Annotated in this window: 15 protein-coding genes and 1 pseudogene; 9 read left to right on the forward strand and 7 right to left on the reverse strand. The window is 58.6% G+C overall.

Going from position 1 to position 18148, the window contains the following annotated elements:
• Window positions 1-70: 70 nt before the first annotated feature.
• The gene (locus ACM6IV_RS19310; RefSeq protein WP_414871210.1) at window positions 71-985 is read right to left on the reverse strand and encodes a LysR family transcriptional regulator; all 915 of its coding nucleotides are present in this window, start codon (window positions 983-985) and stop codon (window positions 71-73) included.
• A 159-nt stretch (window positions 986-1144) separates the two neighbouring features.
• On the opposite strand from ACM6IV_RS19310, the gene ACM6IV_RS19315 reads away from it, so the two are divergent.
• The 4 genes from ACM6IV_RS19315 to ACM6IV_RS19330 all read left to right on the forward strand — a co-directional run bounded on the left by ACM6IV_RS19315 (window position 1145) and on the right by ACM6IV_RS19330 (window position 4867).
• On the forward strand, window positions 1145-2431 hold the full coding sequence (locus tag ACM6IV_RS19315; RefSeq protein ID WP_414871211.1) for an MFS transporter: 1287 nt from the start codon (window positions 1145-1147) through the stop codon (window positions 2429-2431).
• A 62-nt stretch (window positions 2432-2493) separates the two neighbouring features.
• Window positions 2494-3246 (forward strand): 5-oxoprolinase subunit PxpA, encoded by a 753-nt coding sequence (locus tag ACM6IV_RS19320; protein WP_414871212.1) that lies wholly within the window; start codon window positions 2494-2496, stop codon window positions 3244-3246.
• Complete coding sequence (locus ACM6IV_RS19325; protein ID WP_414871213.1) at window positions 3243-3947, forward strand: 5-oxoprolinase subunit B family protein; 705 nt, start codon at window positions 3243-3245, stop codon at window positions 3945-3947. The genes ACM6IV_RS19320 and ACM6IV_RS19325 overlap by 4 nt, the downstream gene beginning before the upstream one ends.
• Entirely contained in the window at window positions 3944-4867 is a 924-nt protein-coding gene (locus tag ACM6IV_RS19330) for a biotin-dependent carboxyltransferase family protein (protein WP_414871214.1), read from the forward strand. The genes ACM6IV_RS19325 and ACM6IV_RS19330 overlap by 4 nt, the downstream gene beginning before the upstream one ends.
• Window positions 4868-4960: 93 nt before the next feature.
• Here ACM6IV_RS19330 and ACM6IV_RS19335 read toward each other — a convergent pair whose 3' ends face one another.
• Together ACM6IV_RS19335 and ACM6IV_RS19340 are read right to left on the reverse strand one after the other, a co-directional pair.
• Complete coding sequence (locus ACM6IV_RS19335; RefSeq protein WP_016771218.1) at window positions 4961-6139, reverse strand: vWA domain-containing protein; 1179 nt, start codon at window positions 6137-6139, stop codon at window positions 4961-4963.
• A 12-nt stretch (window positions 6140-6151) separates the two neighbouring features.
• Window positions 6152-6997 carry an AAA family ATPase gene (locus ACM6IV_RS19340; protein ID WP_123452482.1) on the reverse strand — a complete coding sequence of 282 codons (846 nt, stop codon included), beginning with the start codon at window positions 6995-6997 and terminating at the stop codon, window positions 6152-6154.
• 288 nt (window positions 6998-7285) lie between these two features.
• On the opposite strand from ACM6IV_RS19340, the pseudogene ACM6IV_RS19345 reads away from it, so the two are divergent.
• A pseudogene (locus tag ACM6IV_RS19345) lies at window positions 7286-7531 on the forward strand (DUF2442 domain-containing protein); the annotation flags it as partial.
• A gap of 10 nt (window positions 7532-7541) precedes the next feature.
• Here the strand turns inward: ACM6IV_RS19345 and ACM6IV_RS19350 are convergent.
• Window positions 7542-8618 (reverse strand): DUF748 domain-containing protein, encoded by a 1077-nt coding sequence (locus tag ACM6IV_RS19350; RefSeq protein WP_414871215.1) that lies wholly within the window; start codon window positions 8616-8618, stop codon window positions 7542-7544.
• Window positions 8619-8745: 127 nt separating this feature from the next.
• Here ACM6IV_RS19350 and cysK point away from each other — a divergent pair, with 127 nt between their 5' ends.
• Window positions 8746-9720 (forward strand): cysteine synthase A, encoded by a 975-nt coding sequence (gene cysK / locus ACM6IV_RS19355; protein ID WP_064119649.1) that lies wholly within the window; start codon window positions 8746-8748, stop codon window positions 9718-9720.
• Window positions 9721-9904: 184 nt separating this feature from the next.
• Window positions 9905-10843 carry an aspartyl/asparaginyl beta-hydroxylase domain-containing protein gene (locus ACM6IV_RS19360; RefSeq protein WP_414871216.1) on the forward strand — a complete coding sequence of 313 codons (939 nt, stop codon included), beginning with the start codon at window positions 9905-9907 and terminating at the stop codon, window positions 10841-10843.
• A gap of 206 nt (window positions 10844-11049) precedes the next feature.
• Here ACM6IV_RS19360 and ACM6IV_RS19365 read toward each other — a convergent pair whose 3' ends face one another.
• Complete coding sequence (locus tag ACM6IV_RS19365) at window positions 11050-11394, reverse strand: hypothetical protein (protein ID WP_414871217.1); 345 nt, start codon at window positions 11392-11394, stop codon at window positions 11050-11052.
• 555 nt (window positions 11395-11949) lie between these two features.
• Between ACM6IV_RS19365 and ACM6IV_RS19370 the strand changes: the two genes are divergently transcribed.
• Window positions 11950-12816 carry a DMT family transporter gene (locus tag ACM6IV_RS19370; RefSeq protein WP_414871218.1) on the forward strand — a complete coding sequence of 289 codons (867 nt, stop codon included), beginning with the start codon at window positions 11950-11952 and terminating at the stop codon, window positions 12814-12816.
• Window positions 12817-12935: 119 nt separating this feature from the next.
• Here the strand turns inward: ACM6IV_RS19370 and ACM6IV_RS19375 are convergent, their stop codons facing one another.
• A complete protein-coding gene (locus tag ACM6IV_RS19375; protein ID WP_414871219.1) occupies window positions 12936-13844 on the reverse strand; it encodes a DMT family transporter in 909 nt (302 codons plus the stop codon).
• Window positions 13845-13929: 85 nt separating this feature from the next.
• On the reverse strand, window positions 13930-15555 hold the full coding sequence (locus ACM6IV_RS19380; protein ID WP_414871220.1) for a methyl-accepting chemotaxis protein: 1626 nt from the start codon (window positions 15553-15555) through the stop codon (window positions 13930-13932).
• A gap of 401 nt (window positions 15556-15956) precedes the next feature.
• Between ACM6IV_RS19380 and aceK the strand changes: the two genes are divergently transcribed.
• Window positions 15957-17678 (forward strand): bifunctional isocitrate dehydrogenase kinase/phosphatase, encoded by a 1722-nt coding sequence (gene aceK / locus ACM6IV_RS19385; protein ID WP_414871221.1) that lies wholly within the window; start codon window positions 15957-15959, stop codon window positions 17676-17678.
• Window positions 17679-18148 lie beyond the last annotated feature (470 nt).

The raw sequence follows: 18148 nt of genomic DNA on the forward strand, positions 1-18148 counted from the left end.
AAGATCGCAACCTTCGGCAGCGCCTACAAGGGTCAGTGCAGGCGCTGCCGAAGGCTGCGATCTTTTGCTTTCAGGCGTTCAAAACTATGTAATGTTCACCCACCTTGCGCGCATAGTCCGCCAGCACCTGCTGACACAACGTCACAATCTCTTCGACCCACTCAACCCCCACCCGCCACGACACCACCACCTGCAAGTTCGGCGGCCGCTGGTCGATGTCGAGCAAGGTCAACTCGCCCCGCGCCAATTCCTCAGCCACTAACACGGGGGGCAGCACGCCAATGCCAAACCCATCGCGCAGCAACCGCGTGATCGCCGACACTGAATTCACGCAATTCAAGCGTGGCGCCAGTACGCCATTGGCCTGCATCAGCGCCAGCAGATCCTGATGCGGTCGGGAGTTTTTCGAGTAGGTGATGATCCGTTCCTGCGCCAGTTCGGCGAGGTCGGCGTAGTCGCGGTTGTAGATCGAATTGCTCGCGACAATCCAGCCCAGCGGGTGACTGGCCAGCTCCAGACTCCGCACGCTTTCGTGGCGGATCAGGTCGGTTTGCAGAACGATGTCGAGAAAGCCTTTTTGCAGCTGATCGCAGAGGTTCAGCGAGGTATCCGCCACCAACTCGATTTCCACCCGTGGATACAGATCGGTCATCTGCGCCACCAACGGGCTGAGCCAGGTGTGAATCACCGTGTCCATCACGCCGATGCGCACCCGGCCAACCTTGCTCGATCGGGTCTCGATCGACTGCTTGAGCGCGGACATCGTGTCGAGCATCTGCTCGGCGTACTCCAGCACTTTCAGACCTTCAGGCGTCAGGCTGACACCGCGCGAGTCGCGTAAAAACAACTTCACCCCCAGCTCGCCTTCCAGCACCGCAATGCGGCTGGAAATCGACGCCTGAGTGGTGAACAGCTTGTCCGCAGTCAGGCGAAAACTCTTCAGTCGGGCGACCCAGACAAAGGTCTCGAGAAACTTCAGGTTCATGGGCAAGGCTCGGGTGACAAATTTTTCTTATGGCTAAGGCGGGTTTTTATTCGTTGGACGCCGCAGGGCCGCGCGACGAAAAATCGCCGCATCCGGTTCCCACGATAGGCGTCGTCGGGGCCAGGAACAAGACCAATAAAAAACCTGCGGAGATAAGCCATGCGTGCTCCCGACACCCTAGAAATCCCCAAGGCAACGGCGCGTCCGGGGCCGTTCGACTGGTATCGCAACATCAACCAGCAGGAGCGTCGCACGTTCTGGAGCTGCAAGATCGGCTACGGTCTGGACGGCATGGACACGCAGATGCTCAGCTTCGTCGTGCCGACACTGATCGCGATGTGGGGCATCACCACCGGCGAAGCGGGGCTGATTCACACCAGCACGCTGATTGCTTCGGCCATTGGCGGCTGGGTTGCCGGGATTCTTTCTGACCGCATCGGTCGTGTACGCACTCTGCAACTCACCGTGCTGTGGTTCGCCTTTTTCACCTTCCTCTGCGGTTTCGCGCAAAACTACGAACAACTATTGATCGCCCGGACGTTGATGGGTTTCGGTTTCGGCGGCGAATGGACGGCCGGTGCGGTTCTGATCGGCGAGGTGATTCGCGCCAAGGACCGTGGCAAAGCGGTGGGCATGGTGCAATCCGGTTGGGCGCTGGGGTGGGGGCTGACGGCGATTTTGTATGCGTTGCTGTTTTCGGTGTTGCCGCCGGAAGACGCCTGGCGGGCGCTGTTCATCCTCGGCATCGTGCCGGCGATTTTTGTGATTTTCGTCCGTCGGCTGGTGAAGGATCCGGAGATCTACCGCGAGGCCAAGGCGCAGCAAACGCCAGAAAATCCATCGAAGTTCTACGAGATTTTCGCCCCCGGCATGCTCTTCACCACGTTTCGCGCTTCATTGTTGACCACCGGCGCGTTGGGTGGCTATTACGCGATCACTTCCTGGCTACCGACCTTCCTGAAAAACGAACGCGGCTTGAGCGTGCTCGGCACGGGCGGTTATCTGGCGATGGTGATTGTCGGCTCCTACGTCGGTTATGTGATCAGCGCCTATCTGACCGACCTGCTAGGACGGAAGAAAAACTTCATCCTCTTCGCGGTCGGCTCGTTCACCATCGTTCTGCTCTATACGCAGTTGCCGGTGAGCAACGGCGTGATGCTGTGGCTGGGCTTCCCGCTCGGCTTCTTTGCCTCGGGGATTTTCAGCGGCATGGGCGCATTTCTGACTGAACTGTTTCCTACGCGAATTCGCGGTTCGGGGCAGGGCTTCTGCTACAACATCGGCCGGGCGCTGGCGGCTTTGTTTCCGCTATTGATTGGCTTGCTTAGCCAGAAGGTTCCGTTGAGCGTCGGCATTGGCGCCTTTGCGGCGGTGTCTTACGGCGTGGTGATTATTGCGGCGTTGAGCCTGCCGGAGACCCGTGGCAAGCAACTCGATACGCAGTAACTGATAACCTGCGAAGCACAGTCCTACAGATAAAAAGACAAGCACCTACAGGAGTGTTCACCGTGAGCCGCCTGCTATTGAATTGCGACATTGGCGAGAGCTTCGGCAGCTGGACCATGGGTCTGGATGCGGAGGTCATGCCCTTCATCGATTGCGCCAACGTGGCCTGTGGTTTCCATGCCGGCGACCCGAGCATCATGCGCAAGACCGTCAGCCTGGCCTTGAGCCACGGCGTGCAGATCGGGGCGCACCCGGCCTATCAGGACCTGGTCGGGTTCGGCCGCCGTTCCATGGTGTATTCGGCGCAAGAGCTGCAAGACATTCTGCATTATCAGATCGGCGCCCTCGACGGCATCTGCAAGGCGCAGGGCGGGCGCGTCAGTTACGTCAAACCCCATGGCGCGATGTACAACGACATGATGGCCAACCCGGCGCAACTGCGTGCGGTGATTCAGGCGGTGGCCGCTTACGACCGCAGCTTGCCGCTGATGTTGATGGCCACCCGCGACAACTCCGCCGCGCAGCAAATTGGCGATGAGTATGGCGTGACTCTGTGGTTCGAAGCCTTCGCCGACCGCGCCTACGACAGCGCCGGCAAACTGGTTTCGCGTCAACTGCCGGGCGCGGTGCATCACGATGCCGAAACCATCATCGAGCAAGCTTTGACCATTGCTCGTGGCGACCCCCTCACCGCCAACGACGGCAGCGCTCTGCTTTTGCAAGCGAACACTCTCTGCGTGCATGGCGACAACGCCAGTTCGGTGGCCGCCGTGCAGCGCATTCGCGACGCCTTGAATCAGCAGAGTGCGTCATGAACCTCAGGATTGAAATCGTGGCACTGGACTGCCTGATGGTGCGTCTGTTCGATGAAATCGCCGAAGCCAACATGCCGTGGATGCTCGCCGCCAGCGAGCGGTTGCGTGCGGGATTCGGTACGCAACTGATCGATCTGGTGCCGTCCTACACGACGCTGATGGTGCATTACGATCTGACGGCACTGAGCCCGAACCAGGCGCGGGAATTGATCGGCGAAGCGTTGCTCGATCTGTCGCCCAATGCGCAAACGGCCGGCCAGTGCCATGTGCTGCCGGTCTGGTATGACTTGAGCGTCGGCCCTGAATTGAAATTGCTCGCCGAGCGCAGCGGTCTGGCGCTGGATGAAGTGATCCGGCGTCACAGCGGACGTGAATATCAGGTATTCGCCCTGGGTTTCGCGCCAGGGTTTGCGTTTATGGGATTGGTCGAAGAAGTGCTTGCCGCGCCGCGCTTGGGCACGCCGCGCAAAAAAGTTGCCGCCGGCAGCGTCGGCATCGCCGAACGGCAAACGGCGGCCTACCCGGTGGTATCCCCCGGCGGCTGGAACCTGATCGGTCGCACACCGGCGAAATTGTTCGACCGCCATCGCGATGGCTACAGCCTGATGCAACCGGGCGACACGGTGCGATTCGAAGCGGTCAGTCATGCCGAGTTCATCCATCTGGGTGGGGATGACACGCCACTGGAGGCACTGGCATGAGCCGACTGACGATTGCCGCGAGTACACCGCTGTGTCTGTTGCAGGATGCCGGGCGCTTTGGCGTGCGGCATTTGGGCGTGACCCAGGGCGGTGCCGCAGATTGGTGTTCGATGAGTTGGGCCAACTGGCTGCTCGGCAATCAGCTGGATGCAACGGCGATCGAAATCACCCTCGGCGGCTTTGCCGTGGTGGCCGAAGAGGAATGTTGGCTGGCCGTGGCCGGTGCGGATCTTGGCGCACAGATTGACGGGCAATCACTGATGCCGTGGCGCAGTTTCAAACTGGAAAAAGGGCAGACGTTGCAGTTCACCCAACCGTTGCTTGGAGCCCGGGCTTATCTGGCCGCCCCCGGCGGTTTCGAGGCGCCCAAGGTGCTGGGCAGCAGCGCTACCGTGGTACGTGAAGAACTCGGTGGGCTGGACGGCATGGGCCTGCCGTTGGCCAAGGGCGCGACGCTGAGTTATCGCGGGGACTCGCAGTCGCTGCGGGAGGTGCCATTGGCGCTACGGCCGGACCTGAAATCGACTGCTGCTCTGGATCTGGTGCTTGGCGCGCAGATCGGCCAGTTCAGCGGGCAGAGTCTGTTTGATGCGTTCAACAGTCCCTGGACCCTGGACAGCCGCGCTGATCGCATGGGCATTCGCTTGCAGGGCAAGGCGTTGCAGTACCAGGGCCAGCCGATGATATCCGAGGGGATTCCATTGGGCGCGGTGCAAGTACCACCGGACGGCCAGCCGATCGTGTTACTCAATGATCGGCAGACCATTGGCGGCTATCCGCGGTTGGGGGCATTGACGCCGCTGGCACTGGCGCGGTTGGCCCAGTATCTGCCGGGGACGCAGGTGCGGTTGCGGCCGGTGGTGCAGGACGTCGCGCACCGTGAGCATGTCGAGTATTTGCAGCGCGTTCTGAATCGCTAAAAAGCATCGCGAGCAGGCTCACTCCTACAGGGGAATGCATTCCAACTGTGGGAGCGGGCTTGCTCGCGAAGGGGCCCTCATTGACAACGAAGATTATTTGGACAAAAAGCGCATCCCTTCCTCAAGCCCGCGCAACGTCAACGGATACATCTGATCCTCGATCAAATCGCGAACGATATTAGTCGATGAGGTATACCCCCAGGTGTCCTTCGGATACGGATTGATCCAGATGAGCTTCTTGTACTTCTCCATGAAACGCTGCATCCATACATAACCCGGCTCTTCGTTCCAGTGCTCGACACTGCCGCCGGCCTGGGTGATTTCATAAGGCGCCATGGCAGCGTCACCAATGAAGATCACTTTGTAGTCGGCGCCATACTTGTGCAGCAGATCCTGGGTCGAAGTGCGCTCCGAGGTGCGGCGCATGTTGTTCTTCCACACCGATTCATAAATGAAGTTGTGGAAGTAGAAGTACTCCAGATGCTTGAACTCAGTCTTGCAGGCCGAGAACAACTCTTCGCAGATCTTCACGTGGGCGTCCATCGAACCGCCGATGTCGAACAGCAACAACAGCTTCACCGTGTTGCGGCGCTCGGGACGCATCTGGATGTTCAGCAAACCGGCGTCCTTGGCGGTATGGTCGATGGTGCCGTCGATGTCCAGTTCTTCCGCTGCGCCCTGACGGGCGAATTTGCGCAGGCGACGCAGGGCCACTTTGATGTTGCGCGTGCCCAGTTCCACCGAATCGTCGAGGTTTTTGTACTCGCGCTGATCCCAGACCTTCACCGCTTTGCCCTGCCGCTTGCCGGCATCGCCGACCCGAATCCCCTCCGGGTTGAAGCCGCCAGAGCCGAACGGACTGGTACCGCCGGTGCCGATCCACTTGTTGCCGCCGGCGTGACGTTCCTTCTGTTCCTCCAGACGCTTCTTGAATTCTTCGATCAGCTTGTCGAGGCCGCCGAGGGACTGGATCTGCGCGCGTTCTTCGTCGCTCAATGACCGCTCGAACTCCTTGCGCAGCCAGTCTTCGGGAATCAGCGCCTGCAAATGATCGTCGAGCTTTTCCAAGCCATTGAAGTAGGCGCCGAACGCGCGGTCGAACTTGTCGAAATGGCGTTCGTCCTTCACCAGAATCGCCCGTGACAAGTAATAAAACTCGTCCATGTCGGCGAAGGTCACGCGCTGTTTAAGCGCGTTGATCAGGTCGAGCAGCTCGCGCACCGACACCGGTACCTTGGCTGCACGCATTTCATTGAACAGGTTGAGCAACATGGCATCAGCCTCTTAGCGGGTGCCGCGACGGCTCATGAACGCCAGGCGCTCAAGCAGTTGCACGTCCTGTTCGTTCTTCACCAGCGCACCGGCCAGCGGTGGAATCGCTTTGGTTGGATCGCGTTCGCGCAGCACTGCTTCGCCGATGTTGTCGGCCATCAGCAGCTTCAGCCAGTCGACCAGTTCCGAGGTTGACGGCTTCTTCTTCAGACCCGGTACCTTGCGTACGTCAAAGAACACGTCCAGCGCTTCGCTGACCAGATCCTTCTTGATGTCCGGGTAGTGCACGTCGACGATCTTCTGCAGGGTGGTGCGGTCGGGGAACGCGATGTAGTGGAAGAAGCAGCGGCGCAGGAAGGCGTCCGGCAACTCTTTTTCGTTGTTGGAGGTAATGATGATGATCGGACGCTTTTTGGCCTTGATGGTCTCGTCGATTTCGTAAACGTAGAACTCCATCTTGTCGAGTTCTTGCAGCAGGTCGTTGGGGAACTCGATGTCGGCCTTGTCGATCTCGTCGATCAGCAGAATGACCCGCTCTTCGGACTCGAACGCCTCCCAGAGCTTGCCCTTCTTCAAGTAGTTGCGCACGTCGTGGACTTTTTCATTGCCCAGTTGCGAGTCGCGCAGACGGCTCACCGCGTCGTACTCGTAGAGGCCTTGATGGGCCTTGGTGGTGGACTTGATGTGCCAGGTGATCAACCTGGCGCCGAACGATTCGGCCAGTTGCTCGGCGAGCATGGTCTTGCCGGTGCCCGGTTCGCCCTTGACCAGCAGCGGCCGCTCCAGGGTGATGGCGGCGTTGACCGCCAGCTTCAGGTCATCGGTGGCGACGTAGGCCTGGGTGCCTTCGAACTTCATCTGCTAATCCTCGAACGGTAACGCCGACCTGACGGGCAGGGCGGGGGCGAAATAATCGGATGCCCGACTATAACGCGCAGGCCGGTCGACTGTGAACGCAGACGGCTTATTCAGTCTCTGAATGGGGCGTCACATGTTGACTCAGTCTCGGCGCATGGCCAGTATTCAGGCCTCGATGATTTGGCTATAGCCTTCAGGATGTCCACTGAATCTGTGGCGAGGGAGCTTGCTCCCGCTGGCTGCGAAGTGGCCCCCCCATGTGCCCGGAGGCCGAAATTGAAGCTATCCATGAAACGGCCACGCTTGACGGCAGTCACTGCGCTATCCAATAACCGGCTGGCGCTGGACTTTGTTGATGGCCGAAAACTGATGTTCGATCTCAGTCGAGATATTCAAACGTATCCGCAGTTGCAACCATTGCTTGACCCCCAAGTGTTTGCGACTGCTATTTTGGGCGATAACGGGTGGACTGTTGAATGGCCGGTTCCGGATATTCAGATCGGTGCCGACACTCTGTATCTGGATGCCTTTTCAGACACGACCCCTAACCCGCATCAGGCTTCGGCCGCTCATAGCGGGCATTGAATGCCTGTACGAAACCATTGCGCAAAATCTGCAAGAACGCTTCGAACGCGCTGATATTTTGCTGATGCACGTTACCGCTGAGTTCGACCTTGGTGGCGAACTGGTTTTTCGCCTGATTCTTCAGCACGGTTTCCGTGCCGCCCACCAATGCCTCCCAGACCGAGCGAAAGATGCTCTTGTTCTTGTTTTCCACGTCCTGTTGCCAGTTGAACACTTCGACGTCGCGCAGCAGCGGTTTGATGTAGCCACTGACTTGCGCTTTTTTGGCCTGGGCTTCAATCACCACATCGCCGTGGCCGGCGTTGAAGTCGAACTTGCCGTAGGCCGAGGCGAAGTCGTTCATGCGTTTGAGTTCGATGTCTTTGGCGCGCAGGCGGAATTCGAAGTCTTCGAAATTGCTCAGGGGGTCGAACGTGGCAGTGGTTTCCAGCGGTGCGTGGCCCAGCAGCAGGGCTTTACCTTCGAAACGGGCGTCGCGTTTGCCCTCTTTGTCGACCACATTGGTCAGGTTGTAGATGCTCGCGTCGACATTGGTCGCGTTCATGTTGACCGGTGGCTTGGAATTGAAATTGCGGAAAGTGATTTTGCCCTCGTGAATCTGTACTTCGTCGAGGGTGATCGGCAGCAATTTGCCCAGTTGTGCGCGCCAGTCAGTACCCTGACCGGTTTGGGAGTTCTTCTTGTTGGCCCCGCCATCGACGAAGTTTATTTCCGGTTTGACGAATTGCACCTGGGCTACAACGGCTCGGTCGTACCACAGCGAATGCCAACTGACCGATAGATCGATCAACGGCGCGTCGACGAACGGCACCGGTACTTTGCCGTCGACCTTGACGATTTTCAGACCATTGATTTTGTACGCCCCGCGCCACAGCGCAAGGTCGACATCAGTGATCTGGCCCCGATAGTCACCCATGTCCGCCAGTTTGCCGTTCAGGTAGTCGCGCACCATGTAAGGCAGGGCGATGTGCAGTGCAATCAACAGCACAACGACGACGGCGAAAATCCCTAGTGGCCAACTGTAACGACGCTTCATGACGGCAATTCCCTGAAGATGTAAGCGATTGACTGTTACGCCGCGCAGTCGTTCGACCCGACTGGACTGCGCCAGGCAACAGGCATACCTTGAAAGGCTGAATTCAACGCTGCATAAGGACCCAGCCATGAGCCGTATTTTTGCTGACAATGCCCATTCCATCGGTAATACGCCGCTGGTGCAGATCAACCGTATCGCGCCGCGTGGCGTGACCATTCTGGCCAAGATCGAGGGGCGCAACCCCGGTTACTCGGTCAAGTGCCGGATCGGCGCCAACATGATCTGGGACGCCGAAAGCAGCGGTAAACTCAAGCCGGGCATGACCATTGTCGAACCTACATCGGGTAACACGGGGATCGGTCTGGCGTTTGTTGCCGCTGCCCGTGGCTACAAGCTGATGCTGACCATGCCGGCCTCAATGAGCATTGAGCGTCGCAAGGTCCTTAAGGCGCTGGGCGCCGAACTGGTGTTGACCGAGCCGGCCAAGGGCATGAAAGGCGCGATCGAGAAGGCTGCCGAGATCGTCGCCAGCGATGCCGACAAATATTTCATGCCGGCGCAGTTCGATAATCCGGCCAACCCGGCGATTCACGAAAAAACCACCGGCCCGGAAATCTGGAACGACACCGATGGCGCGGTAGATGTACTGGTGGCCGGCGTCGGCACCGGCGGAACCATCACCGGCGTTTCGCGGTATATCAAGAATACTCAGGGCAAACCGATTTTGTCGGTGGCCGTGGAGCCAATGTCGTCGCCGGTGATTACCCAGGCGTTGGCCGGCGAAGAGATCAAACCCAGCCCACACAAGATTCAGGGGATCGGTGCCGGTTTTGTGCCGAAAAACCTGGATCTGTCGATGGTCGACCGGGTCGAGCAGGTTACCGACGAAGAGTCCAAGGCGATGGCGCTGCGCCTGATGCAGGAAGAAGGAATTCTGTGCGGCATCTCCTGCGGTGCGGCGATGGCCGTGGCGGTGCGTCTGGCGGAGACCCCGGAAATGCAGGGCAAGACCATTGTGGTGATTCTGCCGGACTCTGGTGAGCGCTATCTGTCGAGCATGTTGTTCAGTGATCTGTTCACTGAGCAGGAGAATCAGCAGTAATCGGATTGACTCAGATCAGCCGGGGTTCAGGATCGTTATGCTAATAAATGCTTTGTTGCGCAATGCTTAACACTGAATCTTGTGTAAGGCGGGTTTTGCCCGGCGCCGGTAGTGTTTATCATGGCCGGCTGCCATGCCGGGTAAAAGGCATTGCGCAGCGTTGTCTTTATTCAAGGAGTCGTTGATGACCGTTTCGTTAGCCGCCAAGGTGTTGGTGTTGCTGCTGTTTGTGGGCAGCATCCTCTATGTGCATTTGCGCGGCAAGGCGCGCTTGCCGGTTCTACGCCAGTTCGTCAACCACTCGGCGCTGTTCGCCCCGTACAACGCCTTGATGTACCTGTTCTCCGGCGTGCCGTCCAAGCCGTACCTGGATCGCAGCAAGTTCCCGGAACTGGACGTGCTGCGCGACAATTGGGAAACCATTCGCGACGAGGCCATGCACCTGTTCGACGAAGGCTATATTCGCGCCGCAGAAAAGAACAACGACGCGGGTTTCGGCTCGTTCTTCAAGAAGGGCTGGAAGCGTTTCTACCTCAAGTGGTACGACAAACCGCTGCCATCGGCTGAAACCCTGTGCCCGAAAACCGTAGCGCTGGTCAGCGCGATTCCCAACGTCAAAGGCGCGATGTTCGCGCTGTTGCCGGGTGGCAGCCACTTGAACCCGCATCGCGATCCGTTCGCCGGCTCCCTGCGTTATCACTTGGGCCTGTCGACGCCGAACTCCGACGATTGCCGGATCTTCGTTGATGGTCAGGTCTACGCCTGGCGTGACGGCGAAGACGTGATGTTCGACGAGACCTACGTGCATTGGGTCAAAAATGAAACCGAACAGACCCGGGTGATCCTGTTCTGCGACGTCGAGCGTCCGCTGAGCAATCGCCTGATGACCCGCATCAACCGCTCCATCAGCGCGTTTCTCGGTCGAGCCACCGCACCGCAGAACCTCGACGACGAACGCGTCGGCGGGATCAACCAGGCCTACGCCTGGAGCAAGAACTTCAGCGACAGGTTCAGTGGTGTGGTCAAACAATGGAAACGCCGTCATCCGAAGGCCTACCGCGTGATGCGGCCGGTGCTGGCGGTGGCGGTGTTGACGTTGCTGGGGTATTGGCTGTTTGGTTGAGGCTGGATGTTGTAAAAAAACCGCTCCTTGTGAGCGGTTTTTTATTGCCTGCGAATCAGCGCCGTCCAGCGAGAACGTTGGGTTCGTCTTCGATGCCTGTAATCAGTAGCTGAAGAAAACGCTGCTGATTGGCTGATAGCTCGGAGGAGATAAGCTTATCGTCCGGTTTGATAGATCTTTTCTTAGTGGGGGATTTTTTCACAGATTTACGCATGCTCCCGCCCTCGTTGATCATTACTTGAACAGTTTTCACCATACTTTACTCTCCACTGCGAGGACAAGGCGGCCTTCAAAATCAAATTTGAAGCCGAGTTTTTTATAAACAGGAATTGCTCCTCCAATCGTACGATTCGAATTCGCTGGCGGCTTTTGTTCGGATTGACAAAACACAGCCCGCACAGCTGTTCCTCAAACCAGATCGCGATATCCAGGGACAAGGGTTCTCGTGACTTCCATTCGGCAATCTCTCGCCAGCAAAAATGCGGATTCTCCCAAAGCTCGAAAGCACCTAGTGCTTTGGCATCGATAGGTTCAAAGCGTACTTTCGACAAGTCCTGTCCCGCTGGTAGCTGCAACAGAGCAGTGGCGATGCTTGCCTGCTTCCTGGCCAGCGATCGATACAACTGATAGCGCAGATAACTCCGTTCCCTTGGCATATGATTTCGAGCATTCCATGTCTCCCCATCGATAGGTGTTGCGGTTGCTCCACAGCCTATTCAGCAGTCATCCATTCGTCGCTACCGGCCCTTTGCCCAAATCATTGCAATCCATGTCGCCCGCTGGTTATAGTCGGCGCACGTGAGTCGTATGCCTCACCCTCCACCCCTTCAAAAAAGATCTGCTCCAATGCCTGCATCCCTCATCAACGCGGTAGTCGATTCAGCGGTCAACGCTGGCGTCGTGCCGTGCGGGAATCAGCAGTGCAGGCAGATCAGTCATTACCCTCCACCTGTCAGTAGCACGCCGGTGTGCGCAGTCGTATCACCGCCGGGCGTTGGCGTTTCGGGCTGATCGGCAGTTTCTGCTGACCCTTGCGCCCGCCAGAAAAACCTACTGAATTTCAGCTTCGGCTGAGTTGGCTATTTGCCTGACTACAGGTGGTATTCATGTTTGTCCTTTCGAAAAAATCCGCGCTCGCGGCCGCGTCCACGAGCCTGTTCGTTCTGCTGTGGAGCAGCGGGGCGATCTTCTCCAAATGGGGCCTGGCCCATGCTTCACCGTTTGCCTTTCTGCTGATTCGCTTTGCGATCGCCTTGTGCGGATTGGTGCTGCTGGTGCCGTTGCTCAAATTGAAGTTGCCCAAGGGCGGACGGCCGATGCTCTATGCGATCGCCACCGGCGTGGTGTTGTTGGGGGCTTATCAGATTTTCTATCTGCTGGCCCTGAGCAGCCGAGTCACGCCGGGCGTGATGGCGACCATCATGGGCGTGCAGCCGATTCTCACCGTGGTGTTGATGGAGCGACAGCGTTCAGCGAGCCGCCTGTTCGGTCTGGCGCTGGGGCTGGCCGGTCTGATCATGGTGGTTTACCAAGGCATCGGCCTGGCGGGGATGTCCTGGGCGGGCATGTTGTTTGGTCTGCTGGCGCTGGCGAGCATGACGCTGGGATCGATCATGCAGAAACGCATCACCGACAATCCTCTCGGTACGCTGCCGGTGCAATACCTGGCCGGGTTGTTGCTGTGCGGGATTTTCGTGCCGTTCCAGCCGTTCCACTTTGAACACAGCACAGGTTTTATCGTGCCGGTGTTGTGGATGGGACTGGTGGTCTCGGTGCTGGCGACGCTGTTGCTGTATCGGCTGATCGCACGGGGCAATCTGGTCAACGTCACCAGCCTGTTTTACCTGGTGCCAGCGGTGACGGCGGTGATGGACTATCTGATTTTCGGCAATCGCCTGGCGGCATTGAGTGTGCTGGGGATGCTGTTGATCATTGTCGGTCTGGCGTTTGTGTTCCGTAAAACCACTGAGTAGCGACTGTTACATAGCCTTCGCGAGCAGGTCGAATCGTTGCACCGTCGCTCCCACATTGGAATGCATTCCCCTGTAGGAGTGAGCCTGCTCGCGATAGCCATTTCAGCCGCGCCAGAAGGCTAGCGGGCTGTCACCTGCGAAGGTTTCACCACTGCCGGCTTCAACACCAGCCACAAGGCCAGCGCAATCAACACCCCGCCATAAATGTGCGCCATCGACAGCGGCTCATCCAGCAGCAACGCCCCCCACAACACGCCGAACGGCGGGATCATGAAGGTCACGGTCATCGACTTCACCGGCCCGATCGAACTGAGCAAGCGGAAGTAGATGATGTAGGCAAACGCCGTGCAACCCAGACCCAGGCCCAGCAGCGACAGCCAGACATTCCAGCCGCCCCAACTGACCGGCGGCGACGTGATCACGCTGTAGCCGAACAGCGGCAACAGGAACAACGTCGCGCCGAGCATGCTGCCCAGCGCCGACAAACGACTGTCCAGTCCACCCGCCTGATCCAGCCAGCGTCGCGCAAGGAAACCGGCAAAACCATAGCAAGTGGTCGCGAGCAAACAGGCGAGGGCGCCCATCAACAGTTGCAGATCGAACGCGACAGGACCGGCGCGGGTCAGCACGCCAACGCCGAACAGGCCGAGGAACACCCCACCCAGTTTGGCTGCGGTGAGTTTTTCACTGAAGAACAACCCGCCAATCAGCACGCCCATCAGCGGTGTGGTGGCGTTGAAAATCGCCGAATAACCGGCCGGTAACACCTGGGCTGCAACCGAATACAGCGTCGCCGGAATGCCCGAGTTGATCACGCCCAGCAGCATCACGGTTTTCAGTTTGCCTTTGAAATCCCAGCGCACGCGCATCAACCCGAGGATCACCAGCAGGCCAACGGCTGCAATAGACACGCGAAAGAATCCGGTCGGGATCGTGCCGATCACTGGCGCAATAATGCGCATGAACAGAAAACTCGCGCCCCAGATGGCCGCCAGCGACAACATACGGAAAATATCGACAGGGCTCACGGCGGGTCTCCTTCCTTGATCGGGACGAGAGTGTTGCCGAGCGCCCTGACGAAGGCAACCGCTATTCGGGCATTGAACTGTTTGCTCAGATCACAAAGCGTGTCACCAGGCCGTTAAGGTCGACGGCCAGACGCGACAGTTCCTGGCTCGCGGCCGAGGTCTGGGTGGCGCCAGCGGCGGTCTGCGTTGAGAGGTCGCGGATGGTCACCAGATTCTGATCGACCTCACGGGCCACCAGGGCCTGTTGCTCGGCGGCGCTGGCGATTACCAGATTGCGCTGGTTGATCTGCGAGATCGACGCGGTGATTTTCTCCAGCGCCTGACCCGCGCTGTTGGCCCGGCGCAGGGTCTGGCCGGCCTGCTCGGCACTGCTCTGCAATGCACCCACGGTCGCCCCCGTGCCTTGCTGGATGCTGCTGATCATCAGCTCGATTTCTTCGGTGGAATTTTGCGTGCGTTGTGCCAGCGAACGCACTTCATCGGCCACCACCGCGAAACCGCGTCCGGCTTCACCGGCGCGTGCCGCTTCGATCGCCGCATTGAGCGCCAGCAGGTTGGTCTGCCCGGCAATCCCGCGAATCACTTCCAGCACTTTGCTGATGTCCTGGGCCTGGGTGGCCAGGCCCTCGGCTTGTGCCGAAGCACCGAGTACGGCGTCGACCAACGCCTGGATCGAACTGATGGTTTCGCTGACCTGCACATGGCCGTGCTTGCTGTCTTCGTTGGACGCCGCTGACGCTTCGGCGCTGGACACCGCGTTGGCGGCAACTTCATCCACCGCCGTGCTCATCTCGGTGACCGCGGTGGCGGCTTGTTCAATCTGATCGTTCTGCTGTTGCAGGCCGCGGGTGCTTTGCTCCATGACCGAACTCATTTCCTCGGCCGCGGAAGCCAGTTGCTGCGCCGATTCGCTGATGCCACGAATGGTCGAGCGCAGATTGCCCTGCATCTCGGCCAAGGCGTCGAGCAGCTGCGCAGCCTCATCTTTACCGGTGCTGACGATCTGACCGCTGAGGTCTCCGCCAGCAATGCGCCGCGCCACATTCAGTGCCTGATTGATCGGCGTGGTAATGCTGCGCGTCAACTGCCAGGCCAACAGCAGCGTGGCAATCAGAGCAACCACGATGATGGTCGCGACAATCCACAATGCCCGTTGATACATCGCTGCGGCGGCATCGGCGGCGGTGTCGGCGCCTTGCTGATTGAACGCGATCATCTGCTCCAGGGCCTTGTCGAGTACTGTTCCCTGTGGCGCCAGCTCATTGTTAAGACGCGTGTAGGCCTGTTCACTCTGCCCGGCGTCGATCTGACCGATGATCTGTTCGAGGAGGCTCATGTACTTGGCGGTGTTGGCATTCAGACCGTCGAGCATCACCCGTTCTTCCTCGCTGGTGAGCAGGGTTTTGTGATCGGCAAGGCGCTTGAGCAATTCTTCGCGCTGCGCCTTGATGATGCCTTTGCTTCTGTCGCGCACGGCAGGCTGGGTGCTGGTGATCAGGCGCAAGGATTCGAGGCGGATGCTGGCGATATTCGCCGCCGCGTCATGAATGCTCTCGATACTCGGCATCCACGATTCTTCAATCACGATTGCACTCTCGCGCAAGGTTTTCATCTGGCCCAGACCGAACAGGCCGACCACCATCAGCAGACCGGCCAAAACGGCAAAGCTCAAACTGGCGCGCAAACCTATGCGCAGATTCCGGATAGACATCAGTGTGCTCCTTGAACTTTGAGGGGGAAGGTCGTCCTCGTCAGCGAGGATCTTGTTATGAGGCGAGGGATGCTGGCGGGCTATATATCAAAGTGCCACTATTTTGGTAAGACCAATCTGAAAACGTCGCTGGCGCGTCGTGCTGGCACAGCAAAGCCACGGACTAGAGACGTCAGTCAGGTATTGGATGCGAAGCCCGGAGAATTCGCGGGTTGGCGCAGCGCGGCAGGGAGAACCACACAGGTGATTAACTGACCGAACGGTCGATTAAAAAAACTTTGCTGAAAACGGCATCGCTGTACAACCCTGACGCGGATTTGGCAGAAATTGCACTTCACCTGCGCCCGCTTCCGTGACTAAGCTCAGGCACAGCTTTCCCCACGCACGCCGAGGTCTCATCTATGCCGCAGCCATGGCCAGCCACCGACATCGCCCGGATGATCCTCGATGGCTTTGACGATTACCGCGAGCATTTCCGGCGGATCACCGACGGCGCCCGGGAACGCTTCGAGCAGGCGCGCTGGCAGGAGACGCAAACGGCGTCGGCGGCGCGGATCAATCTCTACGAAGAAAAGGTCGGCGAAACCATTGCCCGCCTGCGCGAGTATTTCGACGATGAAACGCTGATGAATGTCAGTTGCTGGCCACTGGTGAAAAGTGCCTATATCAGCGTCATCGACCTGCGTTTCGACGATGAGCTGTCCGAGACCTGGTACAACTCGATTTTCTGCGGGCTGTTCAGCCACGACCTGATCAGCGACGGCTGCATGTTCATCCACACCACCCGCCCGACCCTGCGCCGTGCCCGTGCCGCGCAAACCCGCACCTACAAGCCGCAGGGGCAATTGTCGGGAATGCTCGCGAGCATTTTTGCCGATTACCGTTTCAGCGAGGATTACGCCGATCTGCCGGGTGACCTGCTTCGGCTCGAAGCGCAACTGCGCGAGAACCTGCCGGACTGGGTGTGCAAGGATCCGGAACTCAGCGTCGAGCTGTTTTCCTCGGTGCTCTACCGCAACAAGGGCGCGTATCTGGTCGGGCGCATCTACACCCGCGACGAACAATGGCCACTGGTGATTCCGCTGTTGCACCGGGAAGGGCGCGGGATTCAGATCGATGCGTTGATTACCGACGAAGCCGATGTGTCGATAATCTTTTCCTTCACCCGTTCGTATTTCATGGTCGATGTGCCGGTGCCGGCGGAATTCATCGGTTTCCTGCGGCGGATTCTGCCGGGCAAACACATCGCCGAGTTGTACACCTCGATCGGTTTCTACAAGCACGGCAAGTCCGAGTTCTACCGCGCACTGATCAATCACCTGGCCAACACCGATGATCAGTTCATCATGGCGCCGGGCGTGCGCGGCATGGTCATGAGCGTGTTCACCCTGCCGGGCTTCAACACCGTGTTCAAGATCATCAAGGACCGTTTCTCACCGTCGAAAAACGTCGACCGCGCTACGGTGATCGAGAAGTACCGACTGGTGAAAAGCGTCGACCGGGTCGGGCGTATGGCCGATACCCAGGAGTTTGCCGATTTTCGTTTTCCGCTGAGCAAGTTCGATCCGGCGTGTCTGGAGGAATTGCTGGAAGTGGCGCCGTCGACGGTGTCGGTCGAGGGCGACACGGTGCTGATCCGCCACTGCTGGACCGAGCGCCGGATGACTCCGCTCAACCTCTATCTGGAAAACGCCAACGAGGCGCAGGTGCGCGAGGCGCTCGAGGATTACGGGCTGGCGATCAAGCAACTGGCGGCGGCGAACATCTTTCCCGGTGACATGTTGCTGAAGAACTTCGGCGTTACTCGACACGGGCGAGTGGTGTTCTACGACTACGACGAAATCTGCTTCCTGACCGAAGCCAACTTCCGTCACATCCCCGCGCCGCGCACGCCGGAGGACGAAATGGCCTCCGAGCCGTGGTACTCGATCGGCCCGCTGGATGTGTTTCCCGAGGAGTTTCCGCCGTTTCTGTTTGCCGATTCGGGGCAGCGCAAGTTGTTCGATCAGTTGCATGGCGAGTTGTATAACGCCGATTACTGGAAGAGCTTGCAAGAGGCGATTCGCGCCGGGAAAGTGATTGATGTCTTTCCTTATCGGCGTAAAGGACTCGATAACGAGTAGCTCTTTTAAAAGCCCCTCACCCCAGCCCTCTCCCGGAGGGAGAAGGGGCCGACCGAGGTGTCTGGGGTCAAACGCCGACCTGAAAGATTTTGGCGATTATGGATTCGGTAAAGCAATTTCAGGTCGGTGAATATCTTCAGCATCCCCCAATCGGTCCCCTCTCCCAAAGGGAGAAGGAGCCGACCGAGGTGTCTGGGGTCAAACGCCGACCTGAAAGATTTTGGCGATTATGGATTCGGTAAAGCAATTTCAGGTCGGTGAATATCTTCAGCATCCCCCCATCGGTCCCCTCTCCCAAAGGGAGAAGGGGCCGACCGAGGTGTCTGGGGTCAAACGCCGACCTGAAAGATTTTGGCGATTATGGATTCGGTAAAGCGATTTCAGGTCGGTGAATATCTTCAGCATCCCCCCATCGGTCCCCTCTCCCAAAGGGAGAAGGGGCCGACCGAGGTGTCTCAAGTCGAACGCCG

It is taken from the genome of Pseudomonas sp. IT-347P (genome assembly GCF_949768005.1).
In the GTDB taxonomy this organism is placed as follows: Bacteria; Pseudomonadota; Gammaproteobacteria; order Pseudomonadales; family Pseudomonadaceae; genus Aquipseudomonas.